This is a genomic window from Bacillus sp. FSL M8-0025 (assembly GCF_037975475.1).
GTDB lineage: Bacteria > Bacillota > Bacilli > Bacillales > Bacillaceae > Bacillus > Bacillus subtilis.
In genome coordinates this window covers 1,031,943-1,053,098 of record NZ_CP150258.1, presented here as the reverse complement: position 1 = coordinate 1,053,098, position 21,156 = coordinate 1,031,943, and the positions used below count along the sequence as shown (strand labels likewise).

Below are 21,156 nucleotides of genomic sequence, written 5' to 3'. Positions count from 1 at the left end.
AAAAAAAGAACTTGTTTCCAAGGAAACAAGTTCTTTTTCTTTATGAAGCCGGCTGTTCTTCTGATGTTTCTTCCTTCCGGCTTAACATTGTAAAGTAAGTAATGCTTAGTGCAATCATGACGAGGGCAATGCCGATTAAGACGCCGGCCATCTGCCACATGTAGCCAAAGTCACCGTTTGAAATGACTGCTCTGAATCCGTTAATGCTGTAGGTCATCGGCAATGCGCCGTGGATGACCTGATAGAAATTCGGAAGCAATTCCAGCGGGAAGGTTCCTCCGCTCGCTCCCAGCTGCAGCACTAAAATAATGACTGCGATAAATCGCCCCGGGTTGCCCATCGTTGTAGCCAAAAATTGAATTATCGCCAGGAAAGCGAGACTCGTAATGATCGTAAACACGTAAAATCTCCACGTGCTCTCTACCTCAAGACCAATTCCCAATAGAAGAACCGTCGCCACAATCAATGATTGAATGATTCCTACAAGCATCATGACATTGAATTTGCTGAAGAACCACTCAAAACCGTTTCTCGGACGTCCTGACGCTTCCTTCAGCGGGAAGACAACCGTCAGCATGATGCCGCCGACATACAAGCCCATTGACAGGATATAAGGTGTCAGCCCTGTTCCATAGTTAGGAACGGAATGAATGGCATCATCTTTGGTTTTAACCGGATCCGCAAACATGCCGTATGTTTGATCATCAGCATCGATATCTCCTGTTTGGTCAGCCGCATCCTTCAGCTTACTAGACAGCTCTCCTGTGCCGTCCAATAGCTTGCCTAAACCTGTATCAAGTGATGCAGATCCGTCTGCAAGTTTTGATGATCCGCTTTGGACCTGTTTAGACCCGTCTAACAGCTTAAACAATCCGCCGGATACTTGGCTGCTTCCTGTCACCAATTGCTCTGAGCCCGCTTTTGCTTTTGCGAACTGCTTATTATATTCACCGATGCCCGCTGTCAGTTTAGTTTGGCCATCTGTCAGCTTCTGAGAACCATTGTATATCTTATCAGCTCCCTCAGTTAATCTGTCAATCGCATCTTGGATTGTTTTTGCGCCGTTATAAAGCTTAGATGTAGCTTCCGGCATGGCTTTCACCTGCGCCACCTGCGCTTTCACGTCTTCAAGAGAGCTTTTTATCGTTGCGATGTCAGGCAGCTGATCAGCTGTAGGTAGCTGGCTTAATATTTGATCAAAATCAGGCGCATCAACTTGCGGAAGCTTTTTCTCAACAGAATTAATCAGCTGGCTTTTTTGCTCCGCTGTTAAGAAGTCACTCGAATTGATGACATTTTTAAATGCCTGATCACGGTTTTTCAAACTGTTTTCAAAGTCAGTCAGCTGTTTTTTGAATTCCTTCATCGCAGTTTCTGACTTTTCCAGATTGTTTACAGCAGTTTCAAGCTTCGTTAAATCGAGCGCATTAATGATCTTTTCCGCTTTTGCCGCTTTCTCAGAACCTTCTTGGACTTTACTGTTGAGCTGATCCAACCCGTTAGTAAGTTTAGGCGTACCCTTCTGCACGTTTTGAAGTCCGGCAAGAAGTTCATTCATCTTGCTTGTCAGTTCGCCTGATCCTGCTGCAAGCTGACCAGATTTATCATAAATCTGGTTGCTGCTGTCCTGGAATTTACCGAGCGAGCTGTCAAGTGATTGGATGCCGCTCGTCACCTGAGCCGCTCCATCTGCAAGCTGCGCTGTTTTGTCACTGATGGTAGCGGTGCTTTCCTTCAGCTTCGCCAGATTTTCTTTCAGCTGGGCGCTTCCGTTTTTCGCATCCTTTGTGCCGTCATCAATTTTTTTCGCGCCGCTGCTCGCGTCGCTCAAACCTTTTGCGATATCTTTAAAGTTATCAAAAATAACTTTCGTATATTGCTCGGTCACTTCTTTTGAAACAGAGGCTTTCAGTTTATCAATCGCTTTTTCGCCGATCGTTGCCCCTACATAGTTAGAACCTGCATTTGTGTGGTATTTCAGATCCAATTTTTTCGGATTTTTGTCTAATACAGTGCTGGCATTCTTAGAAAAATCCTCAGGAATCTCGACAACTAAATAATATTTTTGATTCAATAAGTCCTTTAACGATTGGTCGAGATCATTGGAAAAATGCCAATCAAAGTTGTTATTATCCTTTAATTCTTTGACCAGATCATCACCGATTTGAAGTTTTTCTCCTTCATACGTTGCGCCCTCATCTTGGTTGACGACAACGACAGGCAGCTGGTCAACTGTGCCGTACGGGTCCCAATAAGCCTTTAAGAATACGCCGCTGTAAATAAGCGGGACAAACAAAATGGCGATGATGGGAATCAATAATTTTTTACTTGTTACGATGTCTTTCCACTGACTTCGTATTGTGTTCATCCTGATGCCTCCATTCTAAAACTGACTCATCATGAAAAATGGTCATTTTCTTGCAAAGAGAAAGGATTATCTAGTTCGCTGACAATCCTTTGACAACATACAATTCAAGCAGTCCCGCAATTGTCTCTTTATCAAGCGGGGGGTGTTGTTTTTCCCAGTCAAAAATGAGCGCGATATAAAGCTTCAGCATCACAAAGGCTGTCAGTTCAGGGTCGCACGGCTTGATTGCGCCGCTTTTGATCCCGTCTTCAATCTTACTTTTGATATAAGACAGTATGGCTCGCTCCATTTTCTGGATCACTTCCTGAACAGCCATTGTACCAATCTCGGCATTCTCTTGGAAAATTTTAATCGTCAGCTGATGTGTTTTCCTGAACTCCAGAATGGCAAACAGCGCTCTGTGCACATTTTCATGGAACGGAAGGTTCGGCTCCATCGCTTCATCCGCTTTTTGTTTCATTTCCTTTAATAAAGTAGTGAAAATCTCGTCAAACAGCTCTTCTTTGTTTTTGAAAAAAGTATAAATGGTTCCCTTCCCCACGTTCGCAAGTTTTGCGACAAGATCCATTGTCGTCGCTTTATACCCGAACTGCGTGAAAGACTTTGTAGCCGCCTCCAAAATGAGCTTTTTTCGATCTATTGACATTGTATTCACCTCGAAACTGACCGTTTGAACATTTTAGTCATTAAGTACATATGCAAATGTATCATAACCTGCCGTTCAATTCAATCATTTTTTTACACAATATTGCCATTGCACATCAAAAAAACCTCCGCGATAAAGCGGAGGTTTTAGCTGAATAAATAGGTAAGCGCGTCAGACACGGCAGCTTTTCCTTGATCAATGCAGTCGGGAATGCCGACACCTTCGAAAGAAGCGCCTGTCATATAAACACCCGGATACGCAGATGCAAGTGCTTCACGCAGCTCCTTGATACGCTGCTTATGGCCGACATGGTACTGCGGCATGCTTTCATGCCATCGGGTGACACATGTCATTTCCGGCTCGCCGTTTATGTTCATGACTTTCTTTAAGTCTTCTAACACAATGTTGATAATGTCATTATCTGATAGATCGACAATGGATTCGTCTCCGGCTTTTCCGACATATGCCCGAAGCAGCGTTTTGCCTTCCGGCGCTGCGTGCGGCCATTTTTTATTCGTCCACGTACAGGCTGTGATCGCAAAGTCACTGTTTCTTGAAATGACAAAACCCGTGCCCTCATGCTCCATTTGGACGGAGCCTTCAGGGAAACCTAAAGCGACGTTTGCCACGGATGTGGAGTGCATATTTTTCAAATGAGAAATGGCAGGAAGCTCAGAAAGCATTCCCGCAGCCGCTTTATGCGGAGCAGTCACAATTACTGAATCAGCATCAAGTGTGACGCCGTTATCCAGTTCGAGCGAATAGCAAGAGCCGCTATGGCTGAGTTTGGTCACTTTTGTGCCTTTATACACCTTCGTCAGCTTTAACTGCTTTTCGATCTCTTCTACAAGGGTCTGCAAACCGGTTGACAGAGTCTGGAACTGCCCTTGTTTTTTTGCCGTCAGCTGCTGGCCTGAGCCTTGAGGCCTTGTTTTTTTCATGCCGAGAATCAGGCTTCTATGCTTTTGTTCCGTCTGGTAAAATTGCGGAAATGTCGACATCAGGCTGAGCTTGTCAATGTCGCCTGCGTAGATCCCTGATAGAAGCGGCTCGATTAAGTTCTCGACCACTTCATCTCCGACACGTCTGCGGAAGAATTCTCCCAATGACTGATCATCCTTTGTTTTGCTCGCAGGCAGGATGAAATCCATTGCAGCTCTGGCCTTCCCAGACAAGGAAAACAGACCCGTAGAAACAAACGGCGCAATTTTTGTCGGTATCCCCATTACAGCGCCCTTCGGCATTGGATGCAGGGTGCGGTTTACAAGCACATAGGATTGCCCGGTCGCATTGTTGACAAGCAAATGCTCAAGACCTAAGTCTTTAACAAGCTGCGGGGCGCTTTTCTTTCGTTCCAGAAATGAGTCTGGCCCTCTTTCGATAATATAGCCGTCTTTCTTGACAGTCTGGATTTTCCCGCCGACTCTCGGACTTGCCTCAACAAGTGTCAGCTCAAGCGGCAGATTCTTTTCTTTGATTTCTTTTTCCATATAGAAGGCGGCGGCTAAACCGGTAATGCCGCCGCCGATGATGACTACATGTTTTTTGCCGTCACTCATGTTCATCGCCTTCTTTAACGTCCTAATTTTTTTAATACGACTGTTGCCAAAGCATCAATAAATTCAGGCTTGGCATTTGGCATTTCCGGCCGGTAATAGCTTGCGCCGATATCGTCAGTAACCACTTTGCATTCATAATCATTATCATAAAGCACTTCTAAGTGATCCGCGACAAACCCAACAGGAACATATACAAATGCTTGATAGCCTTTTTGTTCGAATAAATCACGTGTTAAATCCTGAACATCGGGTCCGAGCCAAGGATCAGGCGTGTTCCCTTCACTTTGCCAGCCGACAGCATATTCGGAAACGCCTGCGCCTTCAGCAATTAATTTCGCCGATTCATGAAGCTGGTCCGGGTACGGGTCTCCAAATTCTTTGATTTTTTCCGGCAGGCTGTGTGCGGATACGATGAGCATTGCGTTTTCTCTTTCATCCTCAGGCATTGACGCATATGTTTCCTTCACTCGGTCAACCCAATATTTCACGAACTTCGGTTCATCGTACCAGCTTTCAACTGACGTAATCGTTAAGCCGCCGAGTTTTTCAGCCTCTTCTTTGGCGCGTTTGTTGTAGGACTGAACGCTGAACGTGGAGAAATGCGGCGCCAGCACGATGCTGACTGCTTCTGTAATGCCATCCTTATGCATCTCTGCTACGGCGTCTTCAATAAACGGCTCGATATGCTTCAGTCCGATATACGCTTTAAACGTAATCTCATCCTGAATTTCATTCAAGTGCTGTTCCAGATTATGCGCCTGCTGTTCTGTGATTTGGGCAAGCGGTGAAATGCCGCCAATCGCTTCGTATCTGTCTTTCAAATCTTGAAGCATTTCAGGTTCAGGCTTTCTGCCTCTTCTGATATGTGTATAATAACGTTCAATATCTTCTTCCTTATAAGGCGTGCCGTACGCCATCACGAGAAGCCCCATTTTCTTTCTACTCACTGTTTACACCCTCTTTAATGATCTGATACAAACATTTTGACAGGATATCATTAAGATACCAAAAGATATGCTTAGGAATATTGACCCATTTTTTTGTTTTGTGAATATTCATGGACAAATGCTGTCAGTTTTTTCAAAACCTCGGGACTGACATCAGGAAATACCCCATGGCCAAGATTGAAAATGAAGCCGTCTGACTCCATACCCTGATCAAGTATTTCCTTCGTTTTCTGCTCAATGACTTCCCATGGCGCAAGCAAAATGGACGGGTCCAGGTTGCCCTGCACTGTTTTAGTAATTCCTTTTGATCTGGCTTCATCAATGCCGAGTCTCCAGTCAAGCCCGACAACATCGAGAGGAAGGTCATGCCAATCACCTGCAAGATGGCTTGCGCCAACGCCAAACATGATCAGCGGCACATTCTCCTTTGCGAGCTCTGAAAAGATCCGGTTCATCACGGGTTTGATGTATGTTCTGTAATCTGCCTGATTCAATGCGCCGACCCACGAATCAAAGATTTGAATCGCTTTTGCGCCTGCCTTAATCTGCGCTTTCACGTACACGATGATCATGTCGGCAAGCTTGGACATCAGCAGATTCCATGCATCTGGCATGCTGTACATGAAGGCTTTTGTTTTATTGTAGTTTTTCGACGGGCCGCCTTCGATCATATAGCTTGCAAGCGTAAAAGGCGCACCTGAGAAACCGATGAGCGGGACGTTCAGCTGCTCATTGACAAGCAGTTTAATCGTCTCAAGCACGTACGGCACGTCCTGTTCCGGATCAATCTGGCCGAGTTTTTCAATGTCCGCCAGAGACCGGATTGGCTGATCAATCACAGGACCGATCCCGTTTTTGATTTCAACATCCACACCGATTGACGGCAGCGGCGTCATGATATCTTTATAAAGGATTGCAGCATCGACTCCGTATTGCTCAACCGGCAGTCTTGTGACATACGCACAAAGTTCGGGCTGATGTGTGATCTCAAACAATCCGTACTTTTCCTTCAGCTTGCGATATTCCGGCTGTGAGCGCCCTGCTTGTCTCATATACCACACAGGCGTGTGATCCGCTTTTTCTCCCCGCGCAGCTTTTAAAAACGTCTCGTTAAACGTTTCTCGTTTACTCATCTGATTTCCACCTTTCATACGGCAACCATACGTTCGTATTTCTTGACTTATTACACTATACCTTGTTTTAGGCAAATGGTATAGAAATGTAGCTCAAAGTTCAAAAAATCGCCGAATTCCATTAAGAGGAAAACAATTTTGGCTGAACGTAATCGGTTCCTTCCCCTTCTCTTTTTGTCTGTGTATTATAAGGCACAATTTTATAAGACGCGCCCGAAAATAAGTTGGCATAAGGAATTTCATAGCTTCCCTTCCCTTCAACCGAATCAAGAAGCGTCTCCTCGCCGTCCTTGTTTACATAAATTCTGTATACGGCCCGATCATCCTCTTGAGCGTCCCACTTTAATTCAATAGTAAAGAGCCCCGCTGCTTTAAATGTGTAATCGGCTGTGAGTGTTTTGACCGGCTTCAGCTCAATCGGGCTTTCCAGGTCTTTAACGTTTTTAGGCTTTGTGAACACATGACCGGTTTCTCCTGCCTGTGTCAAAATATCCTTAAACAGCCGCGTCGGGTATGAGCTCCCGGCTTTCAAATAATGGTTTTGATCCGTTTTGTCATAGCCCATCCAGACTGCCCCGGTTATTTTCGGCGTATAGCCTGCAAACCAGGCGTCCTTTGTCGCGCCGGAGACGCCTGTATAAGATGTTGAACCTGTTTTTCCCGCCAGGTCGCCGTGATAGGTGCCGGACGTGGCCGTTCCCTTTTTGACTACCTGCTGCAGCATTCTCGTCATATTCCAAGACGTCTGCTTGTTGAAAACCCGCTTTCCTTCTTCTTTATGATCGGCTATTGTTTCTCCGTCTTCATCTATTATGCTCGAGATAAAGAAGGGTTCAGTATACGTTCCATTCGCGGCAAATGTATGAAACGCGCCGGCAAGCTGGAGCGGTGAAACGCCTTTTTCCAAGCCGCCTAGAGCAAGAGCAAGGCCTTCATCAGGGATATCAATGCCGTTTGCTTTCAAATAAGATTTTCCTGTTTCGACGCCGATCTCATTCAGCGTCCAGACAGCCGGCGCGTTTTTGCTGTACGTAATGGCGTCAGACATAGTGACTTCGCCCTCATACATGCTGTCGTAGTTTTTCGGCGTATAATCTCCGTAGGACTGCAACTCATCCTTCAATAGAGAATATGGCTTAAATTTCTTTTCCTGCATCGCCGGTCCGTATACAGCAAGCGGCTTAAATGTGGAACCCGGCTGGCGGACAGCTGTGACACGGTTATATCCTTTGGATGTGTAATCCCTTCCGCCGATGGCCGCTTCTACACCGCCTGTCTTGTTATTAATAAATACCGCGCTTCCCTCGGCATTCTGATCTGTTCCGGGATAATAGCTTCCCTCTTTCATCACCTGGTAAGCCGTCTTCTGCAGCTTCGAATCGAGCGGCACCTTGATCGTGTATCCGCCTTGAAGAAGCTGCTCTCCGGAAATGGAATACTTGTCTTCCGCCTCTTTGATCACAAGGTCAATGTAGCTGTCAAACCAAGGTGTTTCCGACTGTTTCTTCACGTGCAGTCCAAGCGTTCGGCCCTGTGCGGTGACAGCCTCTTTCGCACTGATATAGCCTTGGTCATTCATCATACCTAGAATTGTATCACGCCGCTCCTTATTTTTATCAGGGTGCAAAATTGGAGAGTACGTAGAAGGCGCCTTCGGAATAGCGGCCAAAACAGCGCCTTCAGATACAGTCAAATCTTTTACTTCTTTATTAAAATAATAGTGGGACGCCGCTTGTATGCCGTAAACCCCATGTCCGAAGTAAAGCTGATTTAAATACATTTCAAGCAGCTTGTCCTTGCTGTAATCCCGTTCAAGATTGATCGCAATGATCACTTCTTTTGTTTTTCTTAGAAACGTTTTGTCATGTGTCAGAAAAATATTTTTGGCAAGCTGCTGGGTGATCGTGCTTCCGCCTTCCACCTTTCCGCCTGCTAATATATCGCGATACACTGCCCTTCCGACAGATTTTGCATCAATGCCGTGATGCTCATAGAACCTTTTATCCTCAACAGCGATAAACGCTTCTCTGACCTGCTTTGGAATCTCATTGATCGAGACCGGCTCACGATTTTCTGTATACAGGCTTGCAACCTCATCTCCGTTTTGATCAACAATTTTTGAAGAAGCATGAAGTATCAGCTTCTTTTCATCTATGACATAATGGCCGAGAAAAATAATTGAAATATATCCTATTAAAGCGAGAAAAGCAGTTAACACTAAAATAATGATAGGTATAAAAAGTTTCTTTTTCTTTATCTTAAACATGAACTCACCTCGCCTTTCTAAAGGTAGTATGGGAAAAATTGTTTGGAATTATGTTCGAAGCACTCGCCAATAGAAACTTATACCATTGTTTTGATATACTAGCAAGCAGGAGGTGGCTGATATGAAGGTTTATATTACATATGGGACAGCCGATTTTTTAAAAACGATCGTAGAGAAGCATCCCTCAGAAAATATCCTTTTGATGCAGGGGCAGGAAAACGCCATTTTGATTCATGAAACAAACGGAGAAACCGTTTTCCAGGCACCACACGCTTATGAAGTCATTGACCAAGTCGGAGAGATCAAGCATCCCGGTTTTGCAGTATTGAACAATATTGCCGTCACTCAGGAAGGGCGTCCGCTGTTTGAAAACAGATTTAAAAACAGAGCGGGAAAAGTCGAAAATGAGCCTGGCTTTGAAGCAATTCGAGTGCTCCGTCCGCTTGACAGTGACACCTATGTCATTCTGACCTTGTGGGAAACGGAAAGCGCCTTTCAAGACTGGCAGCAGTCCGGTTCTTACAAAGAAGCCCACAAAAAACGCGATACATCTGCCGGAATTGACACAACGTCGATCTTCTCCCGGCCTTCCTATGTCACCACATATTTCGCTGTCGAATAGCTGCCGGCATGTCCGGCAGCTTATTTTATTGGGAGGAAAGCAAAATGAAGCATACTTGCCCAGTCTGCGGGTTTAAGGGATTGGCTGAACCGCCATATGATCATGAAGGCAATCATTCTCATGAAATCTGCCCGTGCTGCGGTTTTCAGTTCGGATTTGATGAGTACGAGATGCAGCACGAGGATAACTCATATAGAGCCATCGGAAAGCATCATCGCCTATAGAAAAAACTGGCTTGCTGAAGGGTGCGTCATTTTTTCTCCTGAATGCTTCCCAAAACATCTGCAAAAAGCGAATAGAGGATTAAGGCATCATCTGATTGAGCAGCTGAAACAGATCAATGTTCATCTTCCATCATAACCTTCCCCTCTGTCCCGGCACCTTCCGCCCGCCTATGAATAATCTGTAGCGGAAGGAGTGATCGATGATGGAAGTCGGGATTTTGTCTGTCCATGTTCTGTATGTGTTTTTTATCGGAGTAATTATCCTATTTATGCTGCTGAGAAAAGACACGACATTTATTTCTCTATTCGGCATTTTTATCATATCGCTATGGGCCAGCCATTCACTTTCAGCTTCTGTCAGCAGTTTATTCCACAGCTTTATCTATGCTGCCGGCGAACTGCTGCCCACGATTTTCATCATTTGCTTTATCGTTTCAATGAGTGATTTGTTAACAAAAACAGGGATAAATGAAGCGATGATTTCTCCCTTTGCAAGCCTTATGAGAGGGCCTGTGACTGCCTATTGGCTGATTGGAGGCCTGATGTTCGCCATTTCTCTCTTCTTCTGGCCTTCTCCGGGTGTCGCTTTGATCGGCGCCGTCCTGCTCCCCGCAGCCGCGCGTGCCGGTTTGACGCCTCTTGCCGCGGCCATGGCCATGAACTTATTCGGACACGGTTTTGCCCTGTCAGGAGACTTTGTCATTCAGGCGGCGCCAAAGCTGACTGCGGATGCAGCAGGTATTCCAGTCGGTGATGTCGTCTCGGCCAGTATTCCGCTTGTGCTGATTATGGGTGTGACAACAACAACTGCTGCCTTTATCATGATTCAGCGCGAACGCAAAAAACAGGAGCATCCCGCTTCTTTTTCCCCCGTTCTTTCCGGCGAACAAGACAACTCGCTGTACTTGCCAAAACGCCTGCGGTCCATACTGGCTTTTTTGATTCCGCTTGCCTTTCTTGCAGATATCGCCTGCATGCTCTTGTTTAACCTACAAGGAAATGATGCAACCGCGTTAATTGGCGGGTCTGCAATTTGTATCCTCTTTACCGTTCATTTTTTCGTGTATAAGCATAAAGGGCTTGAAAAAATCACCGGCTATTTTATTGACGGATTTAAGTTCGGTTTTAAGGTTTTCGGCCCCGTCATCCCGATTGCCACTTTCTTTTATCTTGGCGACTCAGGCTATGAAAGCATACTGGGCACTTCACTCCCTAAAGGTTCCCACGGCATTGTCAACGATCTTGGCATTGCTTTATCCCATATGATGCCTATGTCAAAGGAGCTTGCCGCCACTGCATTAACTGCCGCTGGAGCCATAACAGGCCTTGACGGCTCAGGATTTTCTGGCATTTCTCTCGCCGGCTCCATCGCAAAGCTCTTTTCGTCCGCTCTCCATGCCGATCCCGCTATTCTGACCGCGCTCGGACAAATCTCTGCCATCTGGGTGGGCGGAGGAACACTGGTCCCATGGGCTTTGATTCCCGCCGCGGCCATTTGCAAAGTTGATCCTTTTGAGCTTGCCAGAAAAAACTTCATTCCCGTCGCGATTGGCCTTTTGGTGACAACCCTCGCAGCTGTGATGATGCTTTAAAACAGCATGAGTTGAAATATTCAGACTTTTTCTATACAATCATGGAAAAGCATAGAAAAGGGGGAAGCGGCTTTGTCCATATCCACACTGCAGAAAGAGATAAACAAACAGCTCGACGGCTGTTTTGAAGAAATGGTTGAGATCAGGCGCCATTTTCATATGTATCCTGAGCTCTCATTTCAAGAAGAAAAAACCGCCGCATTTATTGCTTCCTATTATGAATCGTTAGGAGTCCCAATCCGCACAAACGTTGGCGGCAGAGGGGTTTTAGCATATATAGAAGGAAGCGAACCCGGCCCTACAGTCGCTTTGAGGGCCGACTTTGACGCTCTCCCCATTCAAGATGAAAAAGATGTCCCTTACGCCTCCAAAGTGCCTGGTGTCATGCATGCATGCGGCCACGACGGCCACACCGCAGCTCTTCTCGCAGTGGCCAAGGTCCTTCACCAAAACAGACATGAACTGAAGGGAACATTTGTGATGATCCACCAGCATGCAGAAGAATATTATCCGGGAGGCGCAAAGCCAATGATTGATGACGGCTGTCTCGAAAACGCGGATGTGATATTCGGCACTCATCTTTGGGCAACTGAGCCGCTCGGAACTATTCTTTGCCGCCCCGGCGCCGTCATGGCGGCGGCGGACCGATTTACGATTAAAGTCTTCGGAAAGGGCGGCCACGGCGCTCATCCGCATGATACTAAAGACGCCGTCCTGATCGGTTCGCAAATCGTTTCCTCTTTGCAGCACATTGTCAGTCGCAAAGTCAATCCGATTCAATCCGCCGTCATTTCGACAGGCTCCTTCATCGCCGACAATCCGTTTAATGTCATCGCAGACCAAGCAGTACTCATCGGCACAGCGCGTTCTTTTGATGAAAATGTCCGGGACATTCTGGAGAAAGAAATTGAAGCGGTTGTAAAAGGAATATGCAGCATGCACGGCGCGTCCTATGAGTACACCTATGAACAGGGTTATCCAGCGGTTGTGAACCATCCTGCAGAAACGAACCACTTGGTGAGCACCGCAAAGAATACCGAGGGCGTTCAGCAGGTCATTGACGGTGAACCACAAATGGGCGGCGAGGATTTTGCTTATTACTTACAAAACGTGAAGGGCACTTTTTTCTTTACAGGCGCCGCTCCCGAACAGCCAGAGCGAGTCTATTCCCACCACCATCCGAAATTTGATATCAACGAAAAAGCCATGCTGACAGCGGCCAAGGTCCTTGCCGGCGCTGCGATCACCTATCATCAGCTATAAAAAAACAGCCGGAGTGTTTATTCTCCGGCTGTTTCCTTTAATATCCTCAGATGAAAAACATGTCTTGCCGTTTCTCCAAGCTGAGCAAGCAGCTTATAATTGGCAATTCCGCCGACTGCCGCTCCTACGCCCGGCAAAAGCTGAAAAAGCTTCACGACGTCGATATAATCGCGATATTCCTGCTGGAACACTCTCCAGTCGATGCTCTTTTTCTCCGTCTCCCAATTTTCGATGACAGAAAAAAGCGACTTACGGCCATCATCACTCGAAAACGCAAGCTGAAACACGAGCAGCAAAAACATCCTTTCTTGTGCATCCTTGACATTAAAGCCGTAAATGGAAGACAAGGTAAATAAACACTTCATCTTAATTGAAAGCAGCAGCGGAAAATCAGCAATGCCTAAAAAAATGCCGCCCGCTCCGGTGCCGACTCCCTCAGCAGCTGCCACTTTCTGATAAGAAACAATCGTTTTTTTCGCCAATTCGTTTTTTTCACTGAGCGACAGTGCACTTGTATCCTTTTTATAGGTGATGATATTAGAGCCGGCCATTGTCGCTTCTACCATTTTTTTCACACTCTCGGTGACGACCGTATGGATTTTTTCAGGAATCCGTTCATTCACCTTCGTCTGGACACGCTTCGAAAAGCGTTCAAACATGGAATCCTTTCGCAAAAAATGCATTTTCCATTCCAAAGCTTCCTGCATCAGCAGCTGATTATCTGTCATTTGATTACCTCTTTTCAGTTCACAGCTTTCCGTGCTTTTTCAGCCTGGTCGTCATATAAGCAGGCAAAACAACAAAAATCAGAACGGCAGAACCGATCAGCGCGTACAGAAAACCGGTCAAGCCGGCTGCATAGGCAGATGCAACAGACATCAGCAGCGCTTGAATACTAAGTGCAGTTTTTAATAGAGAGAAATAGCTTTTCAGCTTTGTTTCTTTTTTCACAGGGTACAGCTCTTGAAGCGCCAGATGGTCAAAGTGGCCGAAGAGCGGCAGAAGCTGAATGCCCGTAATGAAAATGGCAAACACAGTCAAAACCGCTGCAATCAGCGGGCTGGCTGAGACATACATAATGATCAGCGCGAAAACAATCGTTAATCTGACAAGAATGCCCAAATAATCGCTCGAACGCAAAAAGGCGCGGGTGAACATATAGGCAAATGTTTTGCGCTGTTCAAACGGCACAAGCCGCAGCAAAAAGTCGAGATAAGCTCTTCGTTTGGCTTGCTTTCGCAAATGCGGCACATCAGTAAACAGGTTGGCAATCCGATAGAAACGCTGCTTTCGTCTCAATTCGGACTCAATATGGCTTTCCCATTTAAATGTTTTCCGTTTTGCTGCGGAAGACATATACAGATAAAGAACAGCCATAATGACATAGACGAGAAGCGCATACATATAAACAGATTGGAAAACAAAATAAAGAACGAGTGTATTCGCCGCAAAGCGAATGATGACGTCCATCCGTTTCATGCTGCGGTCGTTTTGGAAAGTCGTTCGCCATTCCATTACCTGATTCCACGCTTTCAGCAGCAACAGTTGGACAAAGACCGCGGCATACGATACGAGCGAAGCTCCCGGTGTGACTGCGAAATAAAGCGGCATCGCAACGATGCTCAGCGCAATAAGCGGAAACAGCTGAGACACATAGCTGTAGACAAACGCCTGCTTCAAGTAAGGCTCCATTTTTGCTTCAAGAGGCAATAAGAAAACAAGGTCAGCCTCCTTCAAAAGCGTTCGCACATAAGAGCTTGTCAACACGAGCGAAAACAGCACGGCCATCACCCAAAAGGACGGAAAGTGAGCGGGAATGTCCCGTATCCATTTGCTGTACCAGCTTGCAGCGCCCGCTAGAAAAAAAATCAAAACAATGACGAGGTGATCGTTGAGCATATATTTCATGTATGTTCTTGTTTCTTTGATATGCTCCTGCAGCCGCGACTGCCAAATATCAAGCATATTATTCATGGCCAGCGTCTTCCTTTGTAAGCTCAAGATACAAATCGTCCAGCGCCGCGTCCTTCATTCCAAACTGCTCTCTGAGCTCTGACAGCGTGCCGCGCGCCCGCACCTCGCCGTTATGTAAAATAATAAACGAATCGCAATAGCGTTCTGCCGTTGCCAAAATGTGTGTTGACATCAGCACGCTCGCCCCGCCTTTTTTCGCTTCATTCATCCGTTCAAGCAGCGCGTTAATGGCAAGCGGATCAAGCCCTAGAAAAGGCTCATCAATAATGTAGAGCGCAGGCTCTGCCAAAAATGCGCACATAATCATAACCTTCTGCTTCATTCCTTTAGAAAAATGGGCCGGGAACCACTTCAGCCTCTTTTCCATTCGGAATTCCTTTAGTAGCGGAGGCAGCCTTTTCTCCATCGTTTCTTTTGACAGTCCATATGCCATGGCTGTTAGTTCAAGATGCTCCATCAGCGTCAATTCTTCGTATAAAACAGGTGTTTCAGGTATATAGGTAAATTGTGAACGGTAGCCTTCCGGATCCTCAGCAAACGTTTTACCGTTTAATTCGATTGAACCTTTATGCGGGTCCATCAGCCCGATGATGTGTCTGATTGTTGTACTTTTACCAGCACCATTCAGCCCGATTAAGCCGACAATTTGATTCGGTTCAAGGGTGAATGATACGTTTTTTAAAACCGGATTCCTTGTATATCCGCCGGTCAAGTCTTTTACCGATAGCAGAGACATAGTTTCTCCCCTTATAGTGTTTTTCTTCATAGTACCAAAAACAAGGCCTGATTTGAAACAATTCCCTTTTAACAAATGATGAATTTGCTGTCATAAAGAGACAGGTTCTGGACATCATAATAGTTGTAGAGGAAAAGCATATCAACTGAAAAATGAGGTGTTTGTCAAAGACGTCTTAGAAACAGTTGGATAGAAAATAAACATGTCCAATGCTCAAACCATTTCTCTTCACTGAATTGATGAATTCTTCATGTATGAAGCAAATTGTCAAATGAGGTGTTTATCGCAGGAATCGTTAGGCATTAAACAAGTCTTCATTTTATTGACAAATGAGGTGCTTACCAAAGGCATAACACATTTTCTTCATATAAGCTCTTCCTCTGCATTCAGGGTGAACGCTCGCCGTTCATCCTGTTTTCTATTTTCTGCATTTCTGTGGTACGATGAGTATATACATACTAAACAATTTCATAAGGAGGAACCCTCATGCATTGTGCAGAGAATTGTATCTTTTGTAAAATTATTGCCGGCGACATTCCATCCGCGAAGGTGTATGAAGATGAACATGTACTTGCCTTTCTTGATATCAGCCAAGTGACAAAAGGCCATACGCTTGTCATTCCGAAAACACATATTGAGAATGTATATGAATTTACAGATGAATTAGCAAAACAATATTTCCATGCTGTTCCAAAAATCGCCCGCGCTATCCGGGATGAATTTGAACCGATCGGCTTAAATACGCTGAACAATAACGGCGAAAAAGCTGGACAATCTGTGTTCCACTACCATATGCATATTATCCCTCGCTACGGAAAAGGAGATGGATTCGGAGCGGTTTGGAAAACGCATGCTGATGATTATAAACCGGAGGATCTGCAGAACATCTCTTCCTCTATCGCAAAACGCCTGGCCTCATCATAAGATGAGGTTATTTTATTTTGTGAACATTTCGCAAACATCCGTCAATTTCTTTTGATAATTCTAATTTTTTATCAAAAAACTGAATTTTTGTGATAGGATAATTGTATTATTTTATACATTAACGTGGAAAACAGGGAGAGATCATAATGGAACGTACAACGAATTTTAACGCAGGTCCTGCAGCGCTTCCACTGGAAGTTCTGCAAAAAGCACAGAAAGAATTTATTGATTTTAACGAATCCGGCATGTCTGTTATGGAGCTTTCCCACCGCAGCAAAGAGTATGAAGCGGTGCACCAAAAAGCGAAAAGCCTCTTAATCGAACTGATGGGCATTCCGGAAGATTACGATATCTTGTTTCTTCAAGGCGGGGCAAGCCTTCAATTCTCAATGCTTCCGATGAACTTTTTAACACCTGAAAAAACCGCACATTTTGTGATGACCGGCGCTTGGTCTGAAAAAGCACTGGCAGAAACGAAACTGTTCGGGAACACGTCTATCACCGCTACAAGTGAAACAGACAATTACAGTTATATTCCAGAGGTTGACCTTACGGATGTAAAAGACGGCGCATATTTACATATCACATCCAACAATACAATTTTCGGCACTCAGTGGCAGGAGTTTCCGAATTCTCCAATTCCGCTCGTAGCCGACATGTCCAGCGATATTTTAAGCAGAAAAATCGATGTGTCCAAATTTGATGTGATCTACGGAGGCGCCCAAAAGAACCTCGGCCCTTCCGGCGTGACTGTAGTCATCATGAAAAAAAGCTGGCTGCAAAATGAAAATGCGAACGTCCCAAAAATCTTGAAATATTCCACGCATGTCAAAGCGGATTCACTCTACAACACTCCGCCGACATTTGCGATTTATATGCTGAGCCTTGTTCTGGAGTGGCTCAAGGAAAACGGCGGTGTGGAAGCTGCTGAACAGCGCAATGAACAAAAAGCGCAGGTTCTCTACAGCTGTATTGATGAAAGCAACGGCTTCTATAAAGGACATGCCAGAAAAGACAGCCGCTCACGCATGAATGTCACCTTCACGCTTCGGGATGACGAATTAACGAAAACATTCGTCCAGAAAGCAAAAGATGCGAAGATGATCGGCCTTGGTGGACACCGTTCGGTGGGAGGCTGCCGCGCTTCTATTTATAACGCGGTCTCTCTCGAAGACTGTGAAAAATTAGCTGCGTTCATGAAGAAATTCCAGCAGGAAAATGAGTAAAAAGTCTGGCTATGCAAACCGTTCGTTTGGTATACTGTTTGCATAACACATTCTGTAAAGCCTTCGCAATAAATGATGAGCATATTATTGGAGGGCAAAAGCTTAGCAGAGGAGAGCATAGTTATGAAAACAAAAGAGTTAGTCATTATGGCTCTGTTTGCCGCAATCGGCGCAGCGCTTCATTCCATTATTCCGCCCTTTTTAGGCGGCATGAAACCAGATATGATGCTGATCATGATGTTCATGGGCATTCTGCTGTTCCCGCGGGTGCAAAATGTACTCGTCATCGGGATCGTGACCGGAATCATTTCCGCGCTTACAACCGCGTTTCCAGCCGGACAGATCCCTAACATCATTGATAAACCCGTATCAGCGTTTCTGTTCTTCTCCCTGTTTCTCTTGTTCAGAAAGAGCCGGAAAACAGGTGTAGCCGCTGTGCTGACAGTGATCGGGACCATCTTATCAGGAATTGTGTTTCTATCGTCAGCTTTATTGATCGTCGGTTTACCGGGCGGTTTCGCCGCATTGTTCGCGGCTGTTGTTCTGCCGGCCGCTGTGCTGAATACAATCTCAATGATCATTATTTATCCGATTGTGCAAACCATTTTAAGGCGTTCAAGCTTTATGGAAGCTGCTAAATAATTGTCACACAAAACCTCTTCCGCTTCCGGGAGAGGTTTTTTTGAACAGAGCGCCCGCAGCATGTCAGCATGTTTTAAGCGAGGAGTTTTGTGAAAAAGATAAGACATAGTGTAAAGGCGGTTCCGGTTGAACAAACAAGCGCTTTCTGCCGGATAACCCTCTTGGGCGGATAAGAAGCAGCCTGGCTGAGAAGTTTGATATAGTAAACAGCGCCTGAAGCGAAGGCAAGTGTGATGCAGGATAATACAATCAAAAAGACAGACAACCTTCTCCCTCCTTTTCACTTAAAAAATATGCTAAAATAAAGCAAGCTATGTATAGAAGTTCAGGCTTTCAACAAAAATGAAAAATGCTGAATGAATCCTATTTTGAAGAAAAAGACGGGGTGATTGTAATGGCGAGCGGACGTTCTCTATTAACAGGACTATTCGTAGGCGGCATCATCGGAGGAGCAGCGGTTCTTCTTACTGCACCTTCCTCAGGAAAGCAGCTGCGTGAAAAAATGAAAACCAATTATGATTCTTTTGAAGAAACAATCAAACGCTTAAAGTCAGACGGGCTTGCATTAAAAGACCAGCTGATCAAAGCGGCAAAAGAAAGCACGGATGTTATTAAAGACGTGGGCGGCGAGCTCCAAACGTCAATTAAAAAATGGCAGGAAGAGATCAAGCCTCACCAGCAGGATCTGCAAAAAGAAATTGCCGATATCGAAGAGAAAATCAGACAGCTGGAGAAAACCTTACAAAACTAATATCCTATTCAAAAGAAAAAAATGCGGGCCAAAATTGGACCCGTATTTTTTTTGGCCGAAAAACCCTGCCGTCGCAATGGTTTGTGAATTTATTAAAAAATTCTTACATTTTCATCTTTATTAATCTTTATTTTATTGGCATAATAGAGAAAAAGAAAAAGAGAAGCAGGTGACGTAATGAATCGAGTGGAACCGCCCTATGATGTGAAAGAAGCTCTGGTCTTCACCCAGAAAATGGCTCAGCTTAGCAAGGCTCTTTGGAAATCGATCGAGAAGGATTGGCAGCAATGGCTCAAACCGTATGACCTGAATATTAATGAGCATCATATTTTATGGATTGCGTATCAATTGAATGGAGCTTCCATTTCTGAAATCGCGAAGTTCGGGGTCATGCACGTATCAACCGCATTCAACTTTTCAAAAAAGCTGGAAGAACGGGGATATTTAAGGTTCTCCAAACGGCTGAATGATAAAAGGAACACATATGTCCAATTGACTGAGGAAGGTACCGAGGTATTCTGGAGCTTGCTTGAGGAATTTGATCCGACACGCAACGCTGTTTTTAAAGGGTCACAGCCTTTGTATCATTTATTCGGAAAATTTCCTGAAGTGGCAGAAATGATGTGTATGATACGCCATATCTACGGCGATGATTTTATGGAAATTTTCGAAACGTCACTCACCAATATTGACAATGACTTTGAAAGCGTAAACGGAAAACTGAAGAAAAAAGCAAAGGACAGTGCGGCGGATGAACCGGCTGAAGAGCTTGAACCTGTAAACAGTTAATCAAAATGCTTCATGATATCGATAAAGACTTCCATCAGCTCTTGATAAAGCCCCTGCTCATACAGGGCAAAAATCGTTTCATGAACATCTAATTTTTCATTCAGCTGTCCGGCAAAAAGCGCAAGGAGCTTATCAAAGGTTACAAATCCTTGCGCTTTTTGTGTTGCCAGCTCTTCCGACAATTCGTCGCATATCCTCATAACCGCTTCCCCTTCTTCCTTGCTCAGCCCTTTGTCAATGAGAAGCGCATAGAAGGGGTACCTGTCCATATCTACTGTTTTCACTAATAATTGTATGTAATATTCTAATCGCTCAATGCGATGATCCATCGAATCCATCCACACCACTTCTTTCTATCTTTAATCTTATTTTAGCTGATAATTCACTGAGAAGAAAGTTCTAACCCCATATTTCGCAGTTTGTTTGCTTGTTTCAAAAAAATACCTGCCGGATGATATTTTTTCTTAAAAAAGCATTGATTTTTTCTCTTGGGAGGAGTAAATTATTTTGAGATTCTATTCAAGATGTATGGAAGGATGACTTTGATGAATTGCTGGAAGACCATAAATCTCATGAAGGATTATGGCGCCGTTCGCATAATATTAACTGCTGTATGTTTTATGATTTTGGTTTTTATATCTACCTTTTTAGCTTTTGAGCTGCTGCGGCCTGGCACAAGCTTAAGCGATGAATATGTATCTTTATTCGGCGGTTTGCTCGTCGTTATTTTATTTGTACATAAAGTCATCCATGTCCTGCCAATCATCTGCAAAAAAAGAAAAATAGAAAAAAAGTTTTACATATTGCGCATGCGCACATGGAAACGTATACCAAAAACAACAATGCTGATTTCACTCGTCAGCCCGTTCTTTCTGATTACACCGGTATTGTTTTACGCAGCACTGGCATTTCCGAATCACGCTCATTATTTCTGCATGATCTCGGGCATTCACGCCGGCTACTGTCTGCCTGATTTCCTGCTGGCTCTCAAGCTGATAAAAGCACCGAAAACCGCTTTTATTGATCAGGAAGCTGACGGCTTGGATATTCTTGTTGAAAAGTAGTCAAACCCTGGTGCTGGTGGCGATTTTTCAATTTGCATTCTATCTTTTTTAATAAATATTTGGTAATGTAATATGGGACAGTTCAGAGAGAGGGGGAATCTCCCATCATTTTATTCTATTTTATCGTGGCTGCCGTGTTTATTTTATATTTCATAAACAGGCTCACCAATACATTATGCCTTGTCAGAGAGATTCCTGAAGAGCGGCAAGATAAGGTATTCCGATTTATTAATGTATCTATATTAATTTTACTGATCTCTTCGTTTGTGGAGATCTCCTTTACAGTGTAAATACGAAAGAAAGCATAGCTGCTGATTAAGCAGCTATGCTTTTTTATGTTGATTAGTACAGCCAAGAAGCGCCGATGATAATCAATAAAATAAATAACACAACCAATAAAGCGAATCCGCCTGCAAATACTTCACCCATC

The 21,156-nt window shown here is 44.7% G+C and carries 22 protein-coding genes and 1 pseudogene; 11 read left to right on the top strand and 12 right to left on the bottom strand.

What is annotated here, in order from left to right; translation table 11 throughout:
- Positions 1-40 precede the first annotated feature (40 nt).
- The 6 genes from MKX38_RS05450 to MKX38_RS05425 all read right to left on the bottom strand — a co-directional run bounded on the left by MKX38_RS05450 (position 41) and on the right by MKX38_RS05425 (position 8,919).
- A complete protein-coding gene (locus MKX38_RS05450; protein WP_038427575.1) occupies positions 41-2,368 on the bottom strand; it encodes a YhgE/Pip domain-containing protein in 2,328 nt (775 codons plus the stop codon).
- Positions 2,369-2,438: 70 nt separating this feature from the next.
- On the bottom strand, positions 2,439-3,014 hold the full coding sequence (locus MKX38_RS05445) for a TetR/AcrR family transcriptional regulator (protein ID WP_014479348.1): 576 nt from the start codon (positions 3,012-3,014) through the stop codon (positions 2,439-2,441).
- 146 nt (positions 3,015-3,160) lie between these two features.
- Positions 3,161-4,573 carry a protoporphyrinogen oxidase gene (hemY, locus tag MKX38_RS05440; RefSeq protein WP_003245394.1) on the bottom strand — a complete coding sequence of 471 codons (1,413 nt, stop codon included), beginning with the start codon at positions 4,571-4,573 and terminating at the stop codon, positions 3,161-3,163.
- A 14-nt stretch (positions 4,574-4,587) separates the two neighbouring features.
- Positions 4,588-5,520 (bottom strand): ferrochelatase, encoded by a 933-nt coding sequence (hemH, locus tag MKX38_RS05435; RefSeq protein WP_029317559.1) that lies wholly within the window; start codon positions 5,518-5,520, stop codon positions 4,588-4,590.
- A 71-nt stretch (positions 5,521-5,591) separates the two neighbouring features.
- Positions 5,592-6,653: a uroporphyrinogen decarboxylase gene (gene hemE / locus MKX38_RS05430; protein ID WP_017695362.1), complete on the bottom strand. Its 1,062-nt coding sequence runs from the start codon at positions 6,651-6,653 to the stop codon at positions 5,592-5,594.
- 121 nt (positions 6,654-6,774) lie between these two features.
- Positions 6,775-8,919 (bottom strand): transglycosylase domain-containing protein, encoded by a 2,145-nt coding sequence (locus tag MKX38_RS05425; protein ID WP_076457908.1) that lies wholly within the window; start codon positions 8,917-8,919, stop codon positions 6,775-6,777.
- 121 nt (positions 8,920-9,040) lie between these two features.
- Between MKX38_RS05425 and hmoB the strand changes: the two genes are divergently transcribed.
- The 4 genes and pseudogenes from hmoB to sndC all read left to right on the top strand — a co-directional run bounded on the left by hmoB (position 9,041) and on the right by sndC (position 12,620).
- Complete coding sequence (hmoB, locus tag MKX38_RS05420; RefSeq protein WP_044052575.1) at positions 9,041-9,541, top strand: heme-degrading oxygenase HmoB; 501 nt, start codon at positions 9,041-9,043, stop codon at positions 9,539-9,541.
- A 44-nt stretch (positions 9,542-9,585) separates the two neighbouring features.
- Positions 9,586-9,901, top strand: a pseudogene (locus MKX38_RS05415) (hypothetical protein).
- Positions 9,902-9,965: 64 nt separating this feature from the next.
- Positions 9,966-11,357 carry a hypothetical protein gene (locus MKX38_RS05410; protein ID WP_339188879.1) on the top strand — a complete coding sequence of 464 codons (1,392 nt, stop codon included), beginning with the start codon at positions 9,966-9,968 and terminating at the stop codon, positions 11,355-11,357.
- Positions 11,358-11,429: 72 nt separating this feature from the next.
- Positions 11,430-12,620: an N-acetyl amino acid acetylase SndC gene (sndC, locus tag MKX38_RS05405; protein ID WP_041052746.1), complete on the top strand. Its 1,191-nt coding sequence runs from the start codon at positions 11,430-11,432 to the stop codon at positions 12,618-12,620.
- Between the two features lie 17 nt (positions 12,621-12,637).
- On the opposite strand, the gene MKX38_RS05400 is transcribed toward sndC, so the two are convergent.
- Genes MKX38_RS05400 through ecsA form a run of 3 tightly spaced genes read right to left on the bottom strand, consistent with a single transcriptional unit; the run spans position 12,638 to position 15,330 of the window.
- On the bottom strand, positions 12,638-13,348 hold the full coding sequence (locus MKX38_RS05400; RefSeq protein ID WP_220396612.1) for an EcsC family protein: 711 nt from the start codon (positions 13,346-13,348) through the stop codon (positions 12,638-12,640).
- 19 nt (positions 13,349-13,367) lie between these two features.
- Positions 13,368-14,594: an ABC transporter permease EcsB gene (gene ecsB, locus MKX38_RS05395; protein WP_017695369.1), complete on the bottom strand. Its 1,227-nt coding sequence runs from the start codon at positions 14,592-14,594 to the stop codon at positions 13,368-13,370.
- Complete coding sequence (ecsA, locus tag MKX38_RS05390; protein ID WP_003233230.1) at positions 14,587-15,330, bottom strand: ABC transporter ATP-binding protein EcsA; 744 nt, start codon at positions 15,328-15,330, stop codon at positions 14,587-14,589. Before ecsA ends, ecsB begins: the two co-directional genes overlap by 8 nt.
- A gap of 486 nt (positions 15,331-15,816) precedes the next feature.
- Here ecsA and MKX38_RS05385 point away from each other — a divergent pair, with 486 nt between their 5' ends.
- The 3 genes from MKX38_RS05385 to trpP all read left to right on the top strand — a co-directional run bounded on the left by MKX38_RS05385 (position 15,817) and on the right by trpP (position 18,122).
- Positions 15,817-16,254, top strand: a complete 438-nt coding sequence (locus MKX38_RS05385) for an HIT family protein (RefSeq protein WP_003233231.1) — start codon at positions 15,817-15,819, stop codon at positions 16,252-16,254.
- Between the two features lie 146 nt (positions 16,255-16,400).
- Positions 16,401-17,480, top strand: coding sequence for a 3-phosphoserine/phosphohydroxythreonine transaminase (gene serC / locus MKX38_RS05380; protein WP_085186356.1), 1,080 nt, complete (start codon positions 16,401-16,403; stop codon positions 17,478-17,480).
- A 123-nt stretch (positions 17,481-17,603) separates the two neighbouring features.
- On the top strand, positions 17,604-18,122 hold the full coding sequence (gene trpP / locus MKX38_RS05375; RefSeq protein ID WP_119899195.1) for a tryptophan transporter TrpP: 519 nt from the start codon (positions 17,604-17,606) through the stop codon (positions 18,120-18,122).
- A gap of 73 nt (positions 18,123-18,195) precedes the next feature.
- Here trpP and MKX38_RS05370 read toward each other — a convergent pair whose 3' ends face one another.
- Positions 18,196-18,387 carry a hypothetical protein gene (locus tag MKX38_RS05370; RefSeq protein WP_003233238.1) on the bottom strand — a complete coding sequence of 64 codons (192 nt, stop codon included), beginning with the start codon at positions 18,385-18,387 and terminating at the stop codon, positions 18,196-18,198.
- A 129-nt stretch (positions 18,388-18,516) separates the two neighbouring features.
- On the opposite strand from MKX38_RS05370, the gene MKX38_RS05365 reads away from it, so the two are divergent.
- Entirely contained in the window at positions 18,517-18,873 is a 357-nt protein-coding gene (locus MKX38_RS05365) for a YtxH domain-containing protein (RefSeq protein WP_003245875.1), read from the top strand.
- A 177-nt stretch (positions 18,874-19,050) separates the two neighbouring features.
- Positions 19,051-19,662, top strand: coding sequence for an HTH-type transcriptional regulator Hpr (locus tag MKX38_RS05360; protein ID WP_003239501.1), 612 nt, complete (start codon positions 19,051-19,053; stop codon positions 19,660-19,662).
- Here MKX38_RS05360 and MKX38_RS05355 read toward each other — a convergent pair.
- Positions 19,659-20,000 (bottom strand): YhaI family protein, encoded by a 342-nt coding sequence (locus MKX38_RS05355; RefSeq protein WP_009966921.1) that lies wholly within the window; start codon positions 19,998-20,000, stop codon positions 19,659-19,661. The two genes, MKX38_RS05360 and MKX38_RS05355, sit on opposite strands and share 4 nt — an antisense overlap.
- Positions 20,001-20,207: 207 nt before the next feature.
- Between MKX38_RS05355 and MKX38_RS05350 the strand changes: the two genes are divergently transcribed.
- A complete protein-coding gene (locus tag MKX38_RS05350; protein WP_256683330.1) occupies positions 20,208-20,726 on the top strand; it encodes a DUF3267 domain-containing protein in 519 nt (172 codons plus the stop codon).
- A gap of 107 nt (positions 20,727-20,833) precedes the next feature.
- Positions 20,834-21,016, top strand: a complete 183-nt coding sequence (locus MKX38_RS05345) for a hypothetical protein (protein WP_024571667.1) — start codon at positions 20,834-20,836, stop codon at positions 21,014-21,016.
- A gap of 52 nt (positions 21,017-21,068) precedes the next feature.
- Here MKX38_RS05345 and yhzE2 read toward each other — a convergent pair whose 3' ends face one another.
- Positions 21,069-21,155 carry a sporulation protein YhzE2 gene (yhzE2, locus tag MKX38_RS05340; protein ID WP_003155248.1) on the bottom strand — a complete coding sequence of 29 codons (87 nt, stop codon included), beginning with the start codon at positions 21,153-21,155 and terminating at the stop codon, positions 21,069-21,071.
- Between the last annotated feature and the right edge of the window lies 1 nt (position 21,156).